Consider the following 21139-nt stretch of genomic DNA (forward strand, 5'->3'; position numbering starts at 1 on the left):
GTCCCGCAGAGCGCCGCTTTGCGGGACGTTTTGTTTCTTAAACTCCCGGTTAAAAGCCGGTCATGCTGAGCGCAGTCGAAGCATCTCTACCACAATAGTAAATAAATTACTTACGCGGTAAAGATGCTTCGACTGCGCTCAGCATGACCGGCTGGCTACAAGCAAGATAACTTTGCATGCTTTTTTAATAAATCTCTGGGAACTGCTCCGGCGCGGCTTCGCTCATCATCTCGTAAATGGTGTCGAATACATCCTCCGCATTAGGCTTACTGAAGTAGTCGCCGTCGGAGCTGTAGGCCGGGCGGTGGGGCTGGGCGGCCAGGCAGCGCGGCTGCGCGTCGAGGAAGCGGTAGGCCTGCTGCTCGTCCAGTACGTGTTGCATCATGAAGGCCGTGGCACCGCCGGGCACGTCCTCGTCGGCAAATACCACGCGGTTGGTTTTCTGAATGCTGTCCACAATGAGGTGGTCGGTGTCGAAAGGCAACAGCGTTTGCACGTCGATGACTTCGACCGAGATGCCGGCCTCGGCCAACTGCTTGGCGGCATCCAGCACAATGCGGCACATCGAGCCGTAGGTGACCACCGTCACGTCGGTGCCGGTGCGCAGCACTTCGGGGCGGCCCAAGGGCAGCGTGAATTCGCCTACGTTGCTGGGCATCTGCTCCTTTAGGCGGTAGCCGTTCAGGCATTCCACCACAATAGCGGGCTCGTCGCTGCGCAGTAGCGTGTTGTAGAAGCCGGCGGCCTGCGTCATGTTGCGCGGCACGCACACATGAATGCCCCGAATGCTGCCCAGAATCATCTGCATGGGCGAGCCCGAATGCCAAATGCCTTCCAGCCGGTGCCCCCGCGTCCGCACAATGAGCGGAGCTTTCTGGCCGCCTTTGGTGCGGTATTGGAGGCAAGCCAGGTCGTCGCTCAGAATCTGGATGGCGTAGAGCATGTAATCCAGGTACTGGATTTCGGTGATGGGCCGCAGCCCGCGCAACGCCGCGCCAATACCCTGGCCGATGATGGTGGTTTCGCGAATGCCGGTATCGGTCACGCGCAGCTCGCCAAATTTGTCCTGCAAGCCCGCAAACGCCTGGTTCACATCCCCAATCTTGCCCACGTCCTCGCCGATGGCGAAGATGGCCGGGTCGCGCTGGAAATTGGCATCGAAGCAGGCTTGCAGCACCTCGCGGCCGTCCACCTGCGGCGCATCCGGCGCGAAAGTGACAGGCACTTCTTCAATATTGCCCACGGCCAGTTCACTCTGGCTGAACAGGTTGGAATTGTAGCGGTCAGCATTCTCCGCGAGAAGCTGCTCTAGGTGGCGCTGCACCGAGCGGCGACCGAAGCTGCGCTTCTCGTGGCGCACGGCGCGCAGCACCCGCCGGATGGTCCGCACAATGTCGGCCCGGATGGGGGTGGGGTTCACCTTCAGCTGCTCCACCATTTCGTGCAGCGTGTTTTCGGTGCCGGTGTCTGCCACCAAGCGGTCGAGCAGGGCAACGGCCTCGTCGCGCTCCGCTTTGATGGGGTCGAAGAAGGCGGCCCAGGCGGCCGTGCGAGCCGTTTTGATGACAGCAGCGGCTTCTTTCTCGATGTCGTCGAGTTCCAGCTCGGTGGCGTGGCCCTCGGCCAGCAGCCACTCGCGCAGCTTGTGCAGGCAGTCGTGGGCTTCTTCCCAGCCCAGGCGGTCCTTGCTCTTGTAGCGCTCGTGCGAGCCGCTGGTGCTGTGGCCCTGCGGCTGCGTGAGCTCCGTGACGTGGATGAGGACGGGCACGTGCTGCTCGCGGCAGAGGGCGGCGGCGCGCTGGTAGGTATCCACCAGGCCGGGGTAGTCCCAGCCGCGCACGGCGAAGATTTCGAGACCCGACTGGCCTTCGCCGTCGCGCTGCAAGCCGGCCATGGCTTCCGAAATGCTTTGCTTGGTGGTCTGGTATTCAGCGGGTACCGAGATGCCGTAGTGGTCGTCCCATACGCTCACCAGCATGGGCACTTGCAGCACGCCGGCGGCATTCAGGGCCTCAAAAAACATGCCCTCCGAGGTGCTGGCGTTGCCAATGGTGCCGAACGCCACCTCGTTGCCGTTGGTCGACAGGTCGGTGAACTGGTGCAGCTCGGGGTTTTGGCGGAAGAGCTTGGAGGCGTAGGCCAGGCCCAACAGGCGCGGCATCTGGCCGGCGGTGGGGGAGATGTCGGCCGAGGAGTTCTTGCTGTGGGCCAGGGCCGTGAGGTTGCCGTCGTCGTCCAGCATGCGGGTGGCAAAGTGGCCGTTCATGGCGCGGCCGGCCGTGGCGGGCTCGGCCTCCACGTCGGGGTTGGCGTAGAGCTGGGCGAAATACTGCTGCCAGGTGAGTTGGCCAATGGCCACCATGAAGGTCTGGTCGCGGTAGTAGCCGGCGCGGAAGTCGCCGTTCTGGAAGGCGCGGGCCATGGCCAGCTGCGGCACTTCCTTGCCATCGCCGAAGATGCCAAACTTGGCCTTGCCCATAAATACTTCTTTGCGGCCCGCCAGCGAGGCATGCCGACTCTCCCAGGCCAGGCGGTAATCGGTGAGGAAGTCGGCCTTGGTGAGGGGCGCGGCCAGCGCGGGCACAGCGGTTTCGGCAGCAGACATAGATAAGGTGCTAAAAATGGAGGGTGGGAATTTGGGAAGGGGAGAGCAGGCGGCCGGGGCCGGGGCGCAAAAATACGGAATTGGGGCCGGGTGAGTGGGGTAGGCGGGTTTGGGCGTATATTTGGGGGGCCAGGCCACTGGCCGCTGCGTGCTGGTTTTCAGCGCGGCGGGGCTGTGGTTTCTTGCTTGGCGATGCAAGAACCACGCGGCCCCGGCTTTTGGTTATTTGCTCAAAGTACCGAGAATCATGAAAAAACTTCTTACTATCTGCTTGCTGGCCCTGGCCGGCGCAGCCCATGCCCAGGGCGTGATGCAGTTTGAAACCGACAACCACGACTTCGGCAACGTGCCCGAGGGCACGATGGCCACCTACGAATTCAAGTTCAAAAACACCGGCAACCAGCCCGTGGTCATTGCCAACGTGCAGGCCAGTTGCGGCTGTACTACCCCAGACTGGACCAAAACGCCCGTGCTGCCCGGCAAGTCCGGCATCATCAAGGCCATGTACAGCAGTGCCGGCCGCCCCGGCGTCTTCAACAAAACCGTGACCGTGACCAGCAACGCAACCGACGCCAGCAAGGTGCTCAGCATCAAAGGCACAGTGCTGACCAAGGACCAGATTAAGCCCATGCTCACGCCGGCCCAGCTGGCCGCTTCGCCCCACATGGTCCTCGATAAAAGCCTGCACGATTTCGGCAAGATGGAAGCCGGCCAGCAGCCCACCGCCCGCTTTGTGGTGAAGAATACCGGCAAAACCGAGCTGGTGCTGGGCACCCTCACCGCCGGCTGCTACTGCGTGGGCTATAAAACGCCCCCCACGCCCATTGCGCCCGGCCAGAGCGAAGTCATTGAGCTGCTCTACAGCCAGCGCCAGCTGGGCCAGGTGAGCGACGCGGTAACCATTTCATCCAACGACGTGAGCGGCGACGCCAAGGTGACGCTCAAGGCCACCATCGTGCGCGACCTCAGCGGCAACAGCATGGTGAAGGAAAGCGGCACGGCCGTACCGTTTAAGTAAGGACCGCAGATTTTAACGGATTTGACGGATTCCGCAGATTCATACGAATCATAGAAGCTGTTTAGAAAGTCAAAATCGTTGTCATCCTGAGCGCAGCGAAGGACCTTATCAGGTCAGAACAACGCCTATTCTGCCGTGATAAGGTCCTTCGCTGCGCTCAGGATGACAGACGTGTAGGCAAATCAGACTTTCTAAACAGTTTCAATTTTTCCTGAAGAGCCCTGCCGTTTTGGCGGGGCTTCTTTTTTGGATTGATGTTGGTACATTGGTATTCAATCAAATTTTATTTTTCATGAATACTTCAGCAATTCCGTCCACTGCCGAAACCGGCCCGGCGTACGTTGTGCCGGCGCAGACACGCATCGGCCACATTCATTTGCAAGTCACTGACATTGATAAGGCCTTGGGCTTTTACCGCGACATTTTGGGATTTCAGGTGGTGCAGCGGTTTGGGAACCAGGTGGCCTTTGTTTCGGCGGGCGGCTACCACCATCACATTGGGCTGAATACTTGGAACAGCCTGGGTGGGCCACCGGCCCGGAAACAGGGCGCGGGGCTGTACCACACCGCCATTCTCTACGCCACGCGGGCCGAACTGGCCGGGGCGCTGCGGCAATTGGTGACCAATAACTACCCCATCACCGGCTCGGCCGACCACGGCGTATCGGAAGCCATTTACCTCGACGACCCCGACGGCAACGGGGTGGAGCTGTACTGGGACCGGCCTCGTGCGCAGTGGCCGCTGACGGCCGACGGCGGCGTGCAGATGTACACCCGCGCCCTCGACCTGGCGGCCCTGCTGGCCGAAGCGCCGCAATAAGGCCGAAATCCTGCAATGCCCAAGGGGAAGCGCCGCCTATCTTTGCACCACGAAATTTCACCCCTTGGTTTAACCCTCACTTCCACCCCTTCGCTCATGATTATCGGCGTTCCTAAGGAGATTAAAAACAACGAAAACCGCGTGGGCCTCACGCCCGCTGGCGTTGCGGAGCTGCGCAAGCACGGCCACACCCTGATTGTGCAGCGCTCGGCCGGCGAAGGCAGCGGCTTCTCCGACGAGGAGTACCAGACGGCTGGCGCCACGCTGCTCGCCACCATCGCCGAGGTGTACGGGCAGGCCGAAATGATTGTGAAAGTGAAGGAGCCGATTGCCGAGGAGTATCCGCTTATCAAGGAGAACCAACTGCTGTTCACGTACTTCCACTTTGCCAGCGGCGAGGAGCTGACCCACGCCATGATTGAGCGCAAGGCCATTTGCCTGGCCTACGAAACGGTGGAGCTGAGCAACCGCGCCCTGCCGCTGCTCATTCCGATGAGCGAAGTAGCCGGCCGCATGGCCCCGCAGGAGGGCGCCAAGTACCTGGAGAAACCCCTGAAAGGCCGCGGTATTCTGCTAGGCGGCGTGCCCGGCGTGAAACCCGCGCACGTGCTGGTACTCGGTGCTGGCATCGTGGGTACGCAGGCCGCTAAGGTGGCCGCCGGCTTGGGCGCTCAGGTGACGGTGATGGACATCAACCTGAACCGTCTGCGTGAGCTGGACGACTTCATGCCCAAGAATGTGGTAACGCAGTACTCGAACGAGTACAACATTCGCGAAGCCATCAAAACTGCCGACCTGATTGTGGGCGCGGTGCTCATTCCCGGTGCTAAGGCGCCGCACCTCATCACCCGCGACATGCTGAAAACCATGCGCCCCGGCACCGTGGTGGTCGACGTGGCCGTGGACCAGGGCGGCTGCATCGAAACCTGCCACCCCACTACCCACGAAAACCCCACCTTCATCATCGACGACGTGGTGCACTACTGTGTGGCCAACATGCCCGGCGCGGTGCCCTACACCAGCACCCTGGCCCTGACCAATGCCACCCTGCCCTACGCCGTGAAACTGGCTAACCAAGGCTGGCAAGAGGCTTGCCGCCGCGACGAGGCCCTGCGCCTCGGCCTGAACGTGGTGCACGGCGAGGTCGTCTACAAAGGTGTCGCCGACGCCTGGGGCCTGCCCCTGACCAGCGTTGAATCGGTGCTGGAAGGCGTGGCGGTGTAGACGCTTCGCTTAATGAAGAATTAGGAATGAAGAATGAGTAATTAGAAAGCCTTCTCGTCATCATGGCGGGAGGGCTTTTTAGTTTTTATGCGTGTTTGTCATCTTGTGCGCAGCGATGAACATTCGCACCGATGAATGCCCTCTCTCAAACGTGAGAAGGTCCTTCGCTGCGCTCAGGATGACAATACTTCTGACTTTCTAAACAGCTGCTCTTTCCATCTTGCTATGTGTCCATAATTCTTCATTCTTCATCCTTCATTCCTCATTGATTTAATGATTCCATCACCTGCCATCCGCCTACTGCTGCGCCGCTTTGCCCTGCTACTGGGCGTGTACTCGCTGCTGCGGCTAGGCTTTTACTTGTTCAACCTCACCACTTTTAGCGGCATTGGGTTGGGCGCGCTGGCCATGGCGTTTTTCCACGGGCTGCGCTTCGATATAGCAGCGCTGCTGTGGCTGAACCTGCCGCTGGTGCTGGCTTCGCTGCTGGTGCCGGTGCGCGCGCGGCGCGGGCAGCAGTGGCTGCGGGCGCTGTTTGTGCTCCTGAATCTGCCGGGATTTCTGCTCAATGTTATTGATTGGCAGTACTTCAAGTTCATTGGTCGGCGGCTGAGCAACGAGTGGCACACCATTGGCGACGACCTGGCGCAGCAGGCCGGCCAGATTGGGCTGCACTACTGGTACCTGGCCATTCCGCTGCTGGGCTTGGTGTACCTGCTGTGGTGGCTGTGCCCCATGCCCACGCCGGCCGAAGTAGCGGCGCCCGCCGGCCGCTGGCACTGGGTGCAGCGCACCGTCGAATTTATGCTGGTGGTGGGTTTGGTGGTGCTGGGCCTGCGTGGCGGCTGGCAGCTGAAGCCGCTGCGGACCGGCACGGCCTTCGAGCAGCAGCCCGCCGTACTCGGCCACCTGGCCCTGAACAGCACGTTCACGGTCCTGAAATCCTTCGACGAAGTGCCGGTGGAGCGGGTGAGCTATTTCCCCTCGGTAGCGGCGCTGCGGCCGGCCCTGGGCGCGGCCCCTTTGCCCGCGCGAAACCTGCCCCCCACCCGTACCCCTGACAACGTGGTGGTGCTGCTGCTGGAAAGCTTTGCGTCGGAATACACCGGCGTTGAGAATGGCGGCAAGGGCGGCTACACGCCGTTTTTTGATTCGCTGGCCACGGCACCCGGCGCCCTGCTCATGCGCGATAACTACGCTAACGGCCGTCGGTCCATTGAGGCGCTGCCCGCCGTGCTTTCGGGCCTGCCTTCGCTCATGGATGAGCCCTTCATTACCTCCAGCTTTCAGACGGCGGAAGTGCACGGGTTGGGTGAAATCCTGGGCCGCCACGGCTACAACACGGCCATGTACCACGCCGGCGCCAACGGCACCATGGGCTTCGATATGTTCGCGGGCATTGCCGGCATGCAGCATTACTACGGCGTCAACGAGTATCCTGGCGGCGTGGGCAGCCCCGACTACGACGGCCACTGGGGCATTTTTGACGAGCCCTACCTGCAATACTTCAACCGGCAACTCACGGCCACCCGGCAGCCGTTTCTGGCCTCGCTCTTCACGCTCAGCTCGCACGACCCGTTCACGGTGCCCGCTCCCTACAAGGGCCGTTTTCCAAAGGGCACCGAGCCCATTCACCCCACCATTGCCTACGCCGACCTGGCGTTGCGGCGCTTCTTTGCTGCCGCCCGCCGCGAGCCCTGGTACGCGCACACGCTCTTCATCCTCACCGCCGACCATACCTCGCAATCGGACCAGCCCAGCTACCAAAACCCCCTCGGCTACCACAAAACGCCACTGCTGCTGCTGCGCCCCGGCCAGCCATTGCCCAGCGCCAACGTGCACCGCATCACCCAGCAGGCCGATGTGCCCGCCTCGGTGCTCGACGTGCTGGGGCTGCCGCAGGAGCAAAAGCTGCTATTACCCTTCGGCTCCTCGGTGTTTGATGCGGCCAGCCCCGGCCGGGCACTGTTCCGCGACGGCGACTCGTATTTCCTGGTACATTCCGATTTCGTGACCGAGCTCACGAACAAGAACGAAGTGCGGCTCTACCCGTACCAAACGCACTTTATGCCGAACGAGCCGGTGGCCAACCCCGACCCTGCGCTGGTGCAGCAATACGGCAATGAGCTGCGCGCCTGCGTGCAATTCTATGTAAATGGCCTGCTGGATAACCGGCTGTATAAATAAACTGTAAGTCGCGGGAATAGCGAACAGTAAGCAGGAAACGGTGGCGCTAACCAATCTGCGAAGCCAACGTTAAAGGCAGTGCATCAGCCGCTCTTCCGGGCGGTGTATTGTCCACTTTAATTCCTTTCCCGTGAAAAAGCAACTTATTCTTCTAGCTCTTTTGGCCATGGGTGGCTACTCGGCCAATGCTCAGTCGAGCACCAGCACCACCACTACCCGGCAGACGACTGTGACGCCCGCTCCGGCCACCTATCCAACCGCCACGCCTGCACCTTCCACCACCACTACCACGGAGTCGACCACTACCACCACTGACCCAAACACCACGGTTATTGAGAAGCCGGTTCGGGTAGTGCCCGCTGATGCCCGGATAAAAGACAAGCGCAATAAGACGAAAATCAAGCGGTAGTATTTCATCCGTTTGTTCCGGTTTCAAAGCCCGGCCGCAACTACTTGCGGCCGGGCTTTTTGCTGACATCAAGCCCGTATTCAGGGGGCTCCCCATTATCCTGTTGCCTGGCTGAATGAAGGGATTTCCGCCAGCCGCTCATTGGTGCGCTTCTCAAAATCGACCCGCCAGCAATAGTGTACTAAGCCGTTGGTGAGCAGCAGCAGCGGGGCGCCGATGGACTGATTATAGGTAGTGGCCTGCCGGGCTACTTCCTGTGTGATGGGCACCGAGGGCGCCTTGCACTCCACCAGCAGCAGGGGCTGGCCTTCGGGATTGAGGGCCAGCAGGTCGGTGCGCTTCTGGCGCTGGTTGTAGCGTAGGCCGCGCTCCAGGGCCAGCAGGCCGCGCGGGTAGCCGAGGTGGTTGATTAAATAATGCACCACGTGCTGCCGCACCCACTCCTCGGGCGTGAGCACGACGTGCTTGCGCCGCAGCCCGTCCCAGATGAGTGGCTGATTTGTGGCCGATTGCGTAAGTTTGGCCTCGAAAGGCGGCAGGTCCAGGGCTTGCATCACCTCCAAAGGTAGGGGTCTGGTATCGAGTGACTGAGCAACTGAGTGGCTAAGTGACTCCGAAACGCATACCCTTTTCTCACTCCCTCACTTAGCCATTCAGCCACTCAAATACTCTTTTATGAAGACCAAAGAAGAAATCGTAAACAACTGGCTGCCACGCTACACGGGTGTGCCCCTGAACGAATTTGGGCAGTACATTCTGCTCACCAATTTCAGTAATTACGTGTACATGTTTGCCGAGCAGTTCGGAGTGGAGGTACGCGGCCTCGACAAGCCCATGCAGACGGCCACCGCCAACGGCATCACCATTGTCAACTTCGGCATGGGCTCGCCCATGGCGGCCACGGTGATGGATTTGCTCTCGGCCATCAAGCCCAAGGCGGCGCTGTTTCTGGGCAAGTGCGGCGGTCTGAAAAAGACCAAGCTCGGCGATTTGGTGCTGCCCATCGCGGCCATCCGCGGCGACGGTACTTCGGACGACTACCTGCCTAAGGAAATCCCGGCCCTGCCTTCATTCCGCCTGCAACGCGCTGTTTCGTCGATGATTAAGAAGCACGAGCTGGACTATTACACCGGCACCGTGTACACCACCAACCGCCGCGTGTGGGAGCACGACCAGGATTTTAAGGACTACCTGCGCCGCGTGCGCGCCCTGGCCGTGGACATGGAAACGGCCACCATTTTCGTGTGCGGCTTCATGAACGACATTCCCCACGGCGCCCTGCTGCTGGTAAGCGACAACCCGATGACGCCCGAAGGCGTGAAAACCTCGGAATCAGACTCGAAAGTGACCACCAACTTCGTGAAGCAGCACCTGCAAATCGGCATTGAGTCGCTGCAGGAGCTGCAGTTCTCAGGCGAGTCGGTGAAGCACATGCGCTTCGAATAAGGCGGGGTTTAATCGAACTACCGGAACGTCATGCTGAGCGCAGCCGAAGCATCTCTACTGCAATAGTAAATCATTACTTACACAGTAAAGATGCTTCGGCTGCGCTCAGCATGACGTGCTTTTTCACAGTTATCACCGAGACTTCCCACCAAACCTCTCCGCATGGCCCTCTTTTCCGCCACGACATTTCCTAAGCTTGCCGCGCCGCTGTTGGCCCTGACGTTGCTCAGCGGTTGCGCCGCCAAGCGCGAGGCCGTGGATTTACTCGTGACCAACGCCACGGTTTATACCGTCGATTCGACCTTTTCCAAGGTCGAAGCGTTTGCGGTGAAGGATGGCAAATTTGTGGCCGTGGGTCCGGCGGCGGAACTGAAAGGCAAGTACCAAGCAAAGCAGGAAGTAGACGGGGGCGGCAAGTTTATTTATCCCGGATTCTATGACGCGCACTGCCACTTTTACCGCTACGCCGTGGGCCTGGCCGGCGCCGATTTGGTGGGCACCAAATCCTGGGCGCAGGTCATTGAGCGGCTGCAGGAAACCCGCCGGAAATACCCCAAAGCACGCTGGCTGACCGGCTGGGGCTGGGACCAGAACGACTGGCCCAACAAGCAGTTTCCCACCAAAGACACCCTGGACCGGCTGTTTCCGGACGTGCCGGTCTATATCACCCGCGTCGACGGGCACGCGGGCCTAGCCAATCAGAAACTGCTGGACCAAGCGGGCATCACGGCCCGCACTTCCATCAGCGGCGGCGTGATTGGGCGCGACGCGCAGGGCCGCCTCACGGGCCTGCTGGTGGATAAAGCCCAGGGCTTGCTGGGTAGCGTATACCCCGTCACTACCGCCGCCGAAGACACGCCCCTGTTGATGCAGGCCCAGCAGAATTGCCTGGCCGTGGGCCTCACCAGCCTGGCCGAGGCGGGCCTTGAGAAGATGGATATCGACATCCTGGATTCGTTGCAGCGGCTGAACCAGCTGCACCTGCGCTTTAACGCCATGGTTCGGGCTTCGCCCGAGAACGTGGCGTATTACTTAAAGAAAGGCCCCGTGCAGACCGACCGGCTCACCGTCAATTCCTTTAAGGTGATGGCCGACGGGGCGCTGGGCTCGCGCGGCGCCTGCCTGCTCCACCCCTACACGGATAAATCCAGGGAAACCGGTTTCCTGATTCAGACCGTGCCGGAATACCGGGCGCTGGCCCGGCAGCTGGCCGCCTCGAAGTTCCAGATGAACACCCACGCCATCGGTGACTCGGCCAACCGCATCATCCTCAACATCTACGGCGAGGCGTTGAAGGGCCAGAAGGACCGTCGCTGGCGCATCGAGCACGCCCAGGTCATCACCCCTGCCGACATGCCTAAGTTCGGGCAATTCGGCATTGTGCCCTCGGTGCAGCCCACCCACGCCACTTCGGACATGTACTGGGCCGGCGAGCGGCTGGGCGCCGAGCGGTTGAAAACGGCTTACGCCTACAAAGAGCTGCTGAATCAATATGGCCAGTTGGCGCTGGGTTCCGATTTTCCGGTGGAGAATATTAACCCGCTCTTCGGCTTCCACTCGGCCGTGGCCCGGCAGGATGCGAAGAATTTTCCCGCCGCCGGCTTCCAGATGGAAAACGCCATTTCGCGGCCCGACGCCCTGCGCGGCATGACTACCTGGGCCGCCCACGCCGCCTTTGAGGAAAAGCGCAAAGGCCAGATTAAGCCCGGCATGCTGGCCGATTTTGTGGTGCTGGATACCGATTTGCTGACGGCACCCAAGGAAAAGCTGCGCAACTCCCACGTGCTGCAAACCTGGATTGGCGGCCAGCTGGTGTTTGACAAAAAGTAGCGGGGTGGGAATTACCGGGCTTGCTAACGAATTGCTCGAATTAGCTAAAAATCACTCTTAGCGCGTCCTGCTGAGCTTGTCGAAGCAGCTCTCCCGCGCCGTTTGTCATGCTGACGAAGGAAGCATCTCATCACCTTCCAACTATCTGGTCAATGGTGATAAGGTCCTTCGCGCTGCTCAGGATGACAAACGGCGCGGGAGAGCTGCTTCGACAAGCTCAGCAGGACAGTCTACTCTACTTATGACGGTCTGCGCTCAGCATGACCGGTTTTATCAACTCTAACCTAACCCGGCAGGCAAGAAACCACCCCGAAGCCCGGCGTTTCGGTTTCCAGTCGCAGGGTGCCGCCCAGGGCTTCGGAACGCTGGCGCATGTTGGCCAGGCCCAGGCCGCCACGGCTGGTGGCTGATGCCTTCGTAGGGGCATTGTCGTGCACCGAAAGGCAGAGCTGCCCGGCCTGCAGCGTAAGGCGAACCGTGACCTGGGTGGCCCCCCTGGCGTGTTTCACCACGTTGTGCAGGGCCTCTTTGTAGTTGAGGTAGAGCGTTTGGCACACCGCGACGGACGGGCGCAGGGCCGCGGCCTCGTCACTCACCCCAAAATCGATGGACAAACCGGCGGGGGGCAGCACTTCGTGGGCGTGTTCGCGCATGTGCTCCACTACTTCGGGCAGCTCGGCCGAAGTGGTACGCAGGCTCCATACTACATCGGCCATCTGGCGGGCCGCCCGGCGGCTGGTTTCGCTGAGGCGGGTGAGGCGGGCCAGGGTTTGAGCGGGCTCGGCTTTGGCTTCGCGCAGCAGGTCGCTTTGCTGGCTGATTTGGCTGAGCAAGCTGCCCACGTCGTTGTGCAGGTCGGCGGCCAGGCGGCTGCGCAGGGTCATCTCGCGGGCGGCCTGCCGCTTGGCGGCCCGGCGCCGGTACTGCCAGAACAACCCTCCGCCCAAGGCCAGGGCCAGCAGTACCAGCGCGCTCAGGCCGCCCACCTGCTGTCGATAGCGCAGGCGGGCGAGCTCAATGGCCTGCTCATTCAGGCGTTTGTCCTGTTCCAGGTTGCGAATGCGGGCCTGCTGCTCGTTGTCGTGAAAGCGGGCCTGGGCCTGGCTGAGCGCGGCCGCATTTTCTTGGGCATGCAGCGTGTCGCGCAGCACCAGCAAGCGCTGCAGGGTGTCGAAGGCGGCCGGCTGGCGCTGGGCGTGCATGGCCTGGGCCAGCAGCGCCACGTTGGTGGCCTCGTCGGCGGTGGAATGACTGCGCCGGGCCAGGGCCAGAGCTAGCCGGGCTTCGGCGAGGGCGGGGGCCGGGCGGTGCTGGCTCAGGTAGAGCCGGCCCAGCAGGCCGTGCGCCTGCGCCGCCAGCTGGTCGAGGTGAGCGGCGAGGGCCAGCCGCGCCGCTCGTTTCCACTGGCTCACCGCCGAATCGGGCTGGTGCTGGTGGGCCTGCACCTGGCCCAGGTTGATGGCCGTGGCCACGGGCAGCTCGGGCCAGGTGCAGTGGGAGAGGAGGGCTGCGGCTTGCCGCACCAGGGGCACGGCCGGCGTCATTTGCCGGTGCTTGAGGTAGTACTCGGCCATGTTGCACAGCGTCCACACCTCGTAGTTGTAGCTGCGGGGGCGGGCCTGGGCAAAGATGGTTCGGGCCTGGCCATAGTAGCGCAGGCCGAGGGCCACGTTGCCCGTATTCAGGGCCATATCGGCCATGGAGGCATAGGTGGTGGCCTCCATCAGCGGAAGGCGGGCGCGGCGGGCCGTTTGCATTTCCAGCTGGTAGTAGCGCTGGGCGTTGGCGTAGCGGTGGGCCTGGTAGTCGAGGCCGGCCAGGGCGCCATAGGCATTGGCCTGGCCGCGCAGAAAACCAATGCGTTTGGCCAGTGCCAGCGCCTGTGCTACGTAGCGCGGCGCCGAATCAGGCCGCGCGTAGATGAGCGCTTGGTAAGCCTCCAGCGCCCGGTATACCCGCACGGTATCGGGCAGGCCGGGCTGCTGCACGGTGGCCCGGAGCGAGTCGAAGGGAAAGGGACGCGGCGCTTTGGTGGTGGACTGTGCCACTGCTGGCCGCGCCAGGGCCAGCAGCAGGCCAAACCAAAGAAGGAACCAGCGGGGTAGCAGTAGCACCATGAGCGGCGGGAAGGGGGTGGGAGGGGCAGCAAGTTACCCACAATGCGCCGCGGTCACACCTCCACAGTAGCCTTAAACGACAAGTTGTATCCCAACAACTGAATATTACCGCTCAATCTCGCTTGCTGCTCGACTTACGCTGGTGGCCCACCGTGATGGAGGAACAGAAAACCGCCAGCGCAAAAAGCATAAAATGTCTATTATTCAGCTAATTATATCAGTAATAGGTCTGCCTGACCAGGAGTGGGGCAACTGCTTGCCGCTTACTCGTGCGGCTGCTTCAGCGCGTACGCAATCAATGCGCTTTTGGAATTAATTTGCAGCTTTTGGTACACCGCCCGAACGTGGCTGCGAACGGTATCGGGGGCAATGGCGAGCTGTTCGGCGATGGCCTTGTAGCTCTGGCCCGCGGCAATGCGCTGCACAATTTGCTGCTCCCGTGCCGTGAGCGGCTCATGCGGCAGAATATCGGTGAGCCGCATGGTATGGAAGGGCGTTGCCTTCAAAAAATGTGCTGCATGAGCCGGCCCGTCCCGCATGAGCAGCGTCCGGAAAGGAAACACGCGCTTGAATGGGGGTAATGACTGAAGGTATTGCATTCTGCAAAGTTCGGATGCGAATCAATACCGCGGTATGACATAAACATGTCATTTATCTGCAACGCAGTGGCAGCGCCAACACTAAGCGGGTGGGTCATGAGCCGGACGGCTCAGGCGGTGAGCAGGCCGCCGGGCGTCAGCTCCTGCTCGCCGTGCCAGCGGTAGGCCACCAGCTCGCCCCCTTTGGCCACGCTGTAGTCGAGGCACACGGAGTGCGGGGTGAGCAGCCGGGGCTCGCCGCGCAGCCAGTAGTGGCCGAAAAAGACGGGCGTTTCGTCCTGATAGTAGCTGGCGTCGGGCAAGGCGGCCACGTCCACGGGCTGGTTGGCCAGCGCGGCAATGGGCTCCAGGTAATAGTCGTTGTAAGTGGCGGCGGCCGGGTCGCGCCACCAAGCGGTGCGCATTTTATCGCGGCGGTGGCCGTCTTTGTCGAAGAAGTGGTGCGCGTCGGGTAGGTCGGTTTCGTGGCCTTTGAGGGTAATTTCGACGGCATCTATCTCCGCAGAGCCCGGGCGGCTGGCCCGCAGCAGGAACTCCGGCGTGAGACGGTCATCGGGCAGCCATTGGCGCAGCTGGGCAATGTAGCGGGCATCCCAGCAGGCGTGCACCACGCGCAGGCCGGGCAGCTCCAGAAACAGCGGCAGCCGCATGAACCACGCCAGGTAGTCGCGCCACTCGGCCTGCCGCTCCGGCGCGGCAAACTCGGCCATCGTTCGGGCGTGCTGCGCCACATGGTGGGGCCGGTGGGGGCGCAGGTAGCCCCCGGCGGGGTCCGGCGTCCAGAAGGCCAGGGCGTTGTACTCGTGGTTGCCCATCACGGCCAGGGCCGCGCCGCCGTCCACCATGCCGCGCACCACTTGCAGCGTTTCGCGGATGGCCGGGCCCCGGTCAATGAAATCACCCACAAAAATGACCTGCCGGCCCGCCGCGTGGCGGTACACGCCGGCAGCATCGGGAGTGTAGTCGAGTTTGGCTAGAAGCCGCCGCAGCTCGGCCGCGTGGCCGTGAATGTCGCCAATGAGGTCGTACATGGTGGGAGGGTATAAGGGATAGGGAAGTAGAAACAGGGAAACAAAAGCACGTCATGCTGAGCGCAGTCGAAGCATCTCGCATGCCGTAGTAATGCTCTTCTCCAAGCGAGAGTCGGCTTAGCCAACGATTGAGTTACTACCACAGGCGAGATGCTTCGACTACGCTCAGCATGACGTTTCTTATTACTACCAAAGCCGCGCCCGATGCCGCTACTTCAGCCGCACCAGCGTGGCGCCGAAGCCGAACTTTTCCTTGCGGGCGTCCTCGAAGAACTTGATGTCCTTGTTGCGGCTCAGTTGGCGGTGGATTTCCTTGCGCAGCACCCCGTTGCCCATGCCGTGGATGAACACGATTTCGTGCATGTTGGTGGCCAAGGCCCGGCTCAGCGCGTCCTCAAACGCATCGAGCTGCAGGCGCAGAATGGCCGTGTTGCTCAGCTCCTCTTTGCTGTCGGGGCGCAGGGCTTCGAGGTGCAGGTCGACCTCGTGCGGCGGAGCTACCACCGGGCCGGTGGGCGCGGGCGTAGCCGCTGCTACCACGGCCGCGGGCCGGGCGGGCGCGTCGCCGCTGAGCTGGGCTTTGAGGGCGGCGGCATCTACGCCGGCCGGCTTGGCCGGGGCGGCGGCCGGCGCGGGGGCTTCCTCAGCCAGTTTCGCGGGCGCGATGGCGGCCGCGGCCTTCTCATCGAGCTGAAACAGGTAGGCATCCTTGCCAATCACCGGCGCGGGCTTCTGGCTGCCGTAGAAGGTGCTGGCCTTGAAGGCCTGGCGCTTGGTGAGCAGCTCGTAAGCCGCGTCGCCGTTGAGGCGGGTGGGCAGCAGCTGGAACACCACAGCGGGCCAGGTTTCAAAGTCCTTCAGGTGCAGGAAGGAGAGGGGCTTGGTGCTGGCTTTGGGGCCCAGCTTGTCGGCGGCCAGGGCGCGGTAGGGGCGGGCGCTGGTTTCCTCGCCGTAGGTGTAGAGCACGTCGGCCTCGGTGTTGTTGATGAGCGTAACGCCCAGCAGCTCGGGCGACTGGTGCACCAAGGCCAGAAACAGGCCTTTAGCGGCGGCGGCCTGCTTGGTGCCGCTGCCGGCAGGGGAGCTGCCAGCCGGTTTGGCCATGCCCGCGCCACTGGATGCCGCAGCGGCCAACGCCTCTTGCAGGGAGGGCTGGGCGGGTTTGGCCGGGCCGGGGGTGGGGCGCTTGCTCTTGTCTTTTTTGCTGGCGTTGGCGTTTTTGCCGGGCGTCTGGCCGGGGCCGTAGTCGGGGGCGGCGCGGTCGAAGGTTTTGCCTTCCTCATGGGCCACTACCACCACTTCGCGCCGCAGCACGGGAATGGTAAAGTCGTTGTCGATGGCCACTTCCACCAGCTCACTGTCGAGCAGGCGGGTAACAATGCCTTCTTCGGTGCCGGTCAATAGCCGGACTCTGTCTCCTACGTTCATAACCACAGATTTAACGGATTTTAACGGACTGGAACGGATTCTTTGTGTTTCCGCCCAGCCGTCGTTTCGATAGGACTTAGGCGCCCTGAATTTGCAAAAGTACGGTTTGCTGCCGCGAAGGCATTGGCCTCGTATTGGCAGCCAATGCACTGTCAGCTAGTTGCATCCCCCGAAGACTTACGGAATAACAAGCCGAAACGGGGTCGGAATCACAAAAATCCGTCTCAAGCCGTTTCAATTCCTTGAATCTGTGGTCCTATAGGTAGAGCCCGTGAAAGGCGAAACCGTTGCGTCCGTTGTACTCCAATGCCGGCGCGGGCAGGTGGAAAATGCTGAGGGTGTAGAACACCCGTTTCAGCAGCACACTGCGGGTGGGAATGCGGCGCAAGTCCACGTCGACCGACAAGTAGAACTGTCGGTAGGGGCTCAGGCCGGCCGCCGCGTTGGTGCCGTCGTCGTTGTACACCATGTCTTGGCCGCCGTAGCCCAGGGCCGGTTGCAGCCAGCGCGGCCAGCGGTTGCCGGGCTTGAGGAAAGCGCCCACGTCGGTGCAGAGCCAGTAGGTTTGGCCGTTGTAATCCTTCAGCCAGCGCTCGGGCACGTTGCTGCCCAGCACATTGGGCCGCATCTTGGCGTAGCTGGTGAGGTGAAACGACCATTTGGGCAGGATGCGGACGTCGTGCCAGGCCAGCTGCTGGGCCAGCAGTGTGGCCGAGCCCAGGAAGTTGGCCGCCAAATCGGTGGCCGAGGCGCCGTAGGCCGGGTCCTGGCCGTCGAGGAGTTCGAGCGGGCTCTGGATGGCGAACCCCACGAAGGAGCCGTACCAAATGGCTTTTTTCTCGCTCAGGCCAGCCCAGCGCAGCATGTCCACGGCGCCCCGGCTTTCCTGAAAGGCGCCCCAGAAGTGCCCGCACTTATCCAGTTGCTGCCACTCGGGCAGGTCGTTGAACCAGTGCAGCGGCACCCGCTCGCCGGTGTACCAGGCCGTGGTGAGGCCCGTGTAGATGACGCCGTAGCTCAGGGCCGAGCCGCCCACCAGCAGGCGCAGGCGCCGCCGTCGTTGGGCGGCCGAATCAATCGGTATCGGCGCGCTGGCCACCGCAGCTGGACTAGCGCTGGCGGCCAGTGGGAGCAGGGCCTGGGCCCGGCTGGTGAAGGGCCCGCACCCTGCGCCGGCAATTGCCAGCACCACCAGAAACTTTAACCGCGGCAAAACCGATATGAAGAAGGCTGACGCCATGCGAACCGAAAAGAAAGGCCAAAGGTACACCCCTGAAAATGGCCTGGCGGTGAAGATTCCGTATCTTGCGACTTGTTTTGACCGGTGAATTAATTCCATCGGACCGTTGCAAACGTTTCCACAAAATCCGGCTTCGCGGCCAAATCCCTCGCTTTCTCACTTCCACTCATTTTCCTGACAGAATTCCCCATGAACAAACTTCGACGCTTAACGGGCTTGCTGCTGACGCTGCTAGCCTGGACGGCCCAGGCCCAGGTGAGCACCTCCCCGGTGTTCTTCACCGACACCACGCCGGTGACCATTACCTACGACGCCACCCAGGGCAACGCCGCGCTGGCCAATTTCACCGGCAACGTCTACATCTGGACCGGCACCGTCACCAACCTGAGCAGCAGCAACGTGAACTGGCGCAACGTGCACAGCCCCAGCTTTGGCACCGCCGACCCCACCGCGCTGATGACCCGCGATGCCAGCAACCCCAACCTTTACCGCATCACCTTCACGCCGCGCACGTACTACCCCATCCCGGCGGCCGAAACGCTGCTACGCCTGGGCATGATTTTCAAGAATGCTGATGGCTCCGTGGTGGGCCGGGCAGCCGGCGGCAGCGACATTTTCGTGGATGCCTACCAGGGCGGCCCGGCCGTGCGCATCACGGCCCCGGCGCATTCGGCCAATCCGCAGTTTGTGCCTGCCAACGTGGCCATTCCCGTCACCGGCGAAAGCGCTCAGTCGACCACGCTGACGCTGACCCTGAACGGCACCCAGATTGCGCAGGCCACCAATGCCACCACCATCAGCAGCAATGCCACGCCCACCCAGTCGGGCCGCAACGTGTTGCGCTTGACGGCCGGCACCGGCACCACGGCCGTGTCCGATTCCGTGATTCTGGTGGTGCGGCCCACCGTGACGGTGGCGGCCCTGCCCGCCGGCGCCCACGAGGGGGTGACCTATCTGGCCGGCGGTACGTCCGTTATTCTGGCCCTCACGGCCCCCAACAAGCAGTTTGTGTACGCCGTGGGCGAGTTCAACAACTTCCAGACCGTCAGCGCGGGCTTCATGAACAAGACGCCCGATGGCAACATGTGGTGGGTGCAGCTCAACGGCCTCACCCCCGGCCAGGAATACGCCTACCAGTACCTCGTGGATGGCACCCTGCGTGTGGCCGACCCCTACACCGAGAAGGTGCTCGACCCCAACAACGACCAGTACGTGCCGGCCGTGACTTACCCTGGCCTGCGCTACCCCACCGGGCAAACCGGCATCATGGCCACGTTCCAGACCAACCAGCCGGCCTATACCTGGCAGGTGAACAACTTCACGCGCCCGGCCAAAACCGACCTCGTGATTTATGAGCTGCACCTGCGCGACTACCTGGCCCGCCACGACTACCAGACTCTGCGCGATACCCTGCGCTACATTCAGCGCCTGGGCGTGAACTGCATCGAGCTGATGCCGGTGAACGAGTTTGAGGGCAACGACAGCTGGGGCTACAACCCGAGCTTCTACTTCGCCCCCGACAAATACTACGGCACCAAAACCGCCCTCAAAACCCTCATCGATGAATGCCACCGCCGCGGCATCGCCGTGGTGCTCGACATGGTGCTGAACCATTCCTTCGGCCAGAGCCCCATGGTGCAGCTGTATTCGGATGCCGGTGGGCCTACTCTCGACAACCCCTGGTTCAACCGGGTGGCTACCCACCCCTTCAACGTGGGCTACGACTTCAACCACGAAAGCGCCTTCACGCGGGCGTTCAGCAAGAACGTGATGGATTTCTGGGTGAACGAGTACCGTGTCGATGGCTACCGCTTCGACCTGAGCAAGGGCTTCACCCAGGTGAACTCGGGCAACAACGTAGCCCAGTGGGGCCAGTACGACCAGTCGCGCATCAACATCTGGATGGACTATTACACCCGCATGCAAACTAACCGCGCCGGCACCTACGCCATCCTGGAGCACTTTGCCGACAACAGCGAGGAAACCGTGCTGGCCAACGCCGGCATGATGCTGTGGGGCAACCTGAACTATGCCTACGACCAGGCCGGCCAGGGCCGCACCAACAACACCGATTTCGGTTACGGCTACTACGGCAACCGCGGCTGGCAGCAGCCCGGCCTGGTGACTTACATGGAAAGCCACGACGAGCAGCGCCTGATGTACGACGCCCTCAACTACGGCCTGAACAACGGCGCCGGCTACGACATGCGCAACCTGGCCACCGCCCTGGCCCGCATGGAAATGAATGCCGCCTTCTTCTTCCCCATCCCCGGCGCCAAAATGGTGTGGGAATTTGGCGAGGTGGGCTACGACATCGACATCAACCAGAACGGCCGCGTGGGCGCCAAACCCATTTTGTGGAACTACCTGCAGGATGCCAACCGCCGCCACCTGCGCGATACCTACGCCAACCTTATTGCCCTGCGCAAGCGGCCGGGCTTCAGCACGGGCACGTTCAGCGGGGCCCTTAGTGGGCAGTCCAAGGTGATGCACGTCACCGACCCGGCCCTGAAAATCACGGTGGTCGGCAACTTCGGCCTGTTTAGCGACCAGGTAGACCCCAGCTTCCAGCAAACCGGCAAATGGTACAACTACCTCACCGGCGACAGCATCACCGTCACCAACACCCACGACCTGCTCAACCTCAACGTCGGGCAGTTTGCCGTGTACACCAGCGCCCGCATTCGCCGCATCACCCTGGCTTCCAGCACCGCGCAAGCAGCCGCCACCTTCCACCTGAGCGTGGCGCCTAACCCCGCCAGCGGCAGCACCACCGTGCTCTATGAGTTGCCCGCTACCGGCACCGTGCAACTCACTGTGCGCAACGTGTTGGGTCAAAACGTGCTAACCCTCCCCACCGTGCGCGAAAGCAGCGGCACCCACACCCGCGAGCTGCCGCTCGGCAAACTCGCCCCCGGTGTCTACATCGTGCAGCTGCGCTCCGACGCCCAGCAGCAAACCCAACGCTTGGTGGTGGAGTAAGGAGTTAAAATCGGACGTCATGCTGAGCGCAGTCGAAGCATCTCTACCGCAGTAGTAATTCAATCGATTCAACGAAGCGGTAGAGATGCTTCAACTCCGCTCAGCATGACGTTCTGACAACCTTAGTGTCTCGTCCGGCTAAAGGTTGACAGGTATAAGGCCCCGTTCGGATTTTCCGGCGGGGCTTTTTGCTGGCTGATGGA

At 62.0% G+C, this 21139-nt stretch carries 15 protein-coding genes; 8 read left to right on the forward strand and 7 right to left on the reverse strand.

Going from position 1 to position 21139, the window contains the following annotated elements:
* Positions 1 to 184: 184 nt before the first annotated feature.
* On the reverse strand, positions 185 to 2605 hold the full coding sequence (locus JKL48_RS16475; protein WP_201984729.1) for an alpha-ketoacid dehydrogenase subunit alpha/beta: 2421 nt from the start codon (positions 2603 to 2605) through the stop codon (positions 185 to 187).
* 247 nt (positions 2606 to 2852) lie between these two features.
* Between JKL48_RS16475 and JKL48_RS16480 the strand changes: the two genes are divergently transcribed.
* From JKL48_RS16480 to JKL48_RS16500, 5 genes are all read left to right on the forward strand, one after another.
* On the forward strand, positions 2853 to 3623 hold the full coding sequence (locus JKL48_RS16480; RefSeq protein WP_201984731.1) for a DUF1573 domain-containing protein: 771 nt from the start codon (positions 2853 to 2855) through the stop codon (positions 3621 to 3623).
* A 292-nt stretch (positions 3624 to 3915) separates the two neighbouring features.
* Complete coding sequence (locus JKL48_RS16485; protein ID WP_201984741.1) at positions 3916 to 4443, forward strand: VOC family protein; 528 nt, start codon at positions 3916 to 3918, stop codon at positions 4441 to 4443.
* Positions 4444 to 4539: 96 nt separating this feature from the next.
* Positions 4540 to 5667 carry an alanine dehydrogenase gene (gene ald / locus JKL48_RS16490; protein ID WP_201984744.1) on the forward strand — a complete coding sequence of 376 codons (1128 nt, stop codon included), beginning with the start codon at positions 4540 to 4542 and terminating at the stop codon, positions 5665 to 5667.
* 273 nt (positions 5668 to 5940) lie between these two features.
* Complete coding sequence (locus tag JKL48_RS16495) at positions 5941 to 7854, forward strand: LTA synthase family protein (RefSeq protein WP_201984747.1); 1914 nt, start codon at positions 5941 to 5943, stop codon at positions 7852 to 7854.
* Between the two features lie 130 nt (positions 7855 to 7984).
* On the forward strand, positions 7985 to 8263 hold the full coding sequence (locus tag JKL48_RS16500) for a hypothetical protein (RefSeq protein WP_201984749.1): 279 nt from the start codon (positions 7985 to 7987) through the stop codon (positions 8261 to 8263).
* 95 nt (positions 8264 to 8358) lie between these two features.
* Here JKL48_RS16500 and JKL48_RS16505 read toward each other — a convergent pair whose 3' ends face one another.
* Complete coding sequence (locus JKL48_RS16505) at positions 8359 to 8817, reverse strand: type I restriction enzyme HsdR N-terminal domain-containing protein (protein ID WP_201984783.1); 459 nt, start codon at positions 8815 to 8817, stop codon at positions 8359 to 8361.
* A gap of 121 nt (positions 8818 to 8938) precedes the next feature.
* Between JKL48_RS16505 and JKL48_RS16510 the strand changes: the two genes are divergently transcribed.
* Positions 8939 to 9709 (forward strand): AMP nucleosidase, encoded by a 771-nt coding sequence (locus JKL48_RS16510; RefSeq protein WP_201984752.1) that lies wholly within the window; start codon positions 8939 to 8941, stop codon positions 9707 to 9709.
* 162 nt (positions 9710 to 9871) lie between these two features.
* Entirely contained in the window at positions 9872 to 11539 is a 1668-nt protein-coding gene (locus JKL48_RS16515; RefSeq protein ID WP_201984754.1) for an amidohydrolase, read from the forward strand.
* 284 nt (positions 11540 to 11823) lie between these two features.
* On the opposite strand, the gene JKL48_RS16520 is transcribed toward JKL48_RS16515, so the two are convergent.
* The 5 genes from JKL48_RS16520 to JKL48_RS16540 all read right to left on the reverse strand — a co-directional run bounded on the left by JKL48_RS16520 (position 11824) and on the right by JKL48_RS16540 (position 17954).
* Positions 11824 to 13656 (reverse strand): ATP-binding protein, encoded by a 1833-nt coding sequence (locus JKL48_RS16520; RefSeq protein WP_201984755.1) that lies wholly within the window; start codon positions 13654 to 13656, stop codon positions 11824 to 11826.
* Between the two features lie 263 nt (positions 13657 to 13919).
* The gene (locus JKL48_RS16525; protein WP_201984757.1) at positions 13920 to 14138 is read right to left on the reverse strand and encodes a response regulator transcription factor; all 219 of its coding nucleotides are present in this window, start codon (positions 14136 to 14138) and stop codon (positions 13920 to 13922) included.
* Between the two features lie 227 nt (positions 14139 to 14365).
* The gene (locus JKL48_RS16530) at positions 14366 to 15286 is read right to left on the reverse strand and encodes a metallophosphoesterase (protein ID WP_201984759.1); all 921 of its coding nucleotides are present in this window, start codon (positions 15284 to 15286) and stop codon (positions 14366 to 14368) included.
* Between the two features lie 210 nt (positions 15287 to 15496).
* Complete coding sequence (locus tag JKL48_RS16535) at positions 15497 to 16714, reverse strand: Smr/MutS family protein (protein ID WP_201984761.1); 1218 nt, start codon at positions 16712 to 16714, stop codon at positions 15497 to 15499.
* A 256-nt stretch (positions 16715 to 16970) separates the two neighbouring features.
* Positions 16971 to 17954 (reverse strand): DUF2279 domain-containing protein, encoded by a 984-nt coding sequence (locus JKL48_RS16540; RefSeq protein ID WP_201984770.1) that lies wholly within the window; start codon positions 17952 to 17954, stop codon positions 16971 to 16973.
* Positions 17955 to 18143: 189 nt separating this feature from the next.
* Between JKL48_RS16540 and JKL48_RS16545 the strand changes: the two genes are divergently transcribed.
* The gene (locus tag JKL48_RS16545; protein ID WP_201984778.1) at positions 18144 to 20936 is read left to right on the forward strand and encodes a DUF4961 domain-containing protein; all 2793 of its coding nucleotides are present in this window, start codon (positions 18144 to 18146) and stop codon (positions 20934 to 20936) included.
* The last annotated feature ends 203 nt before the right edge of the window (positions 20937 to 21139 follow it).

Source organism: Hymenobacter rubidus (genome assembly GCF_016734815.1).
In the GTDB taxonomy this organism is placed as follows: Bacteria; Bacteroidota; Bacteroidia; order Cytophagales; family Hymenobacteraceae; genus Hymenobacter; species Hymenobacter rubidus.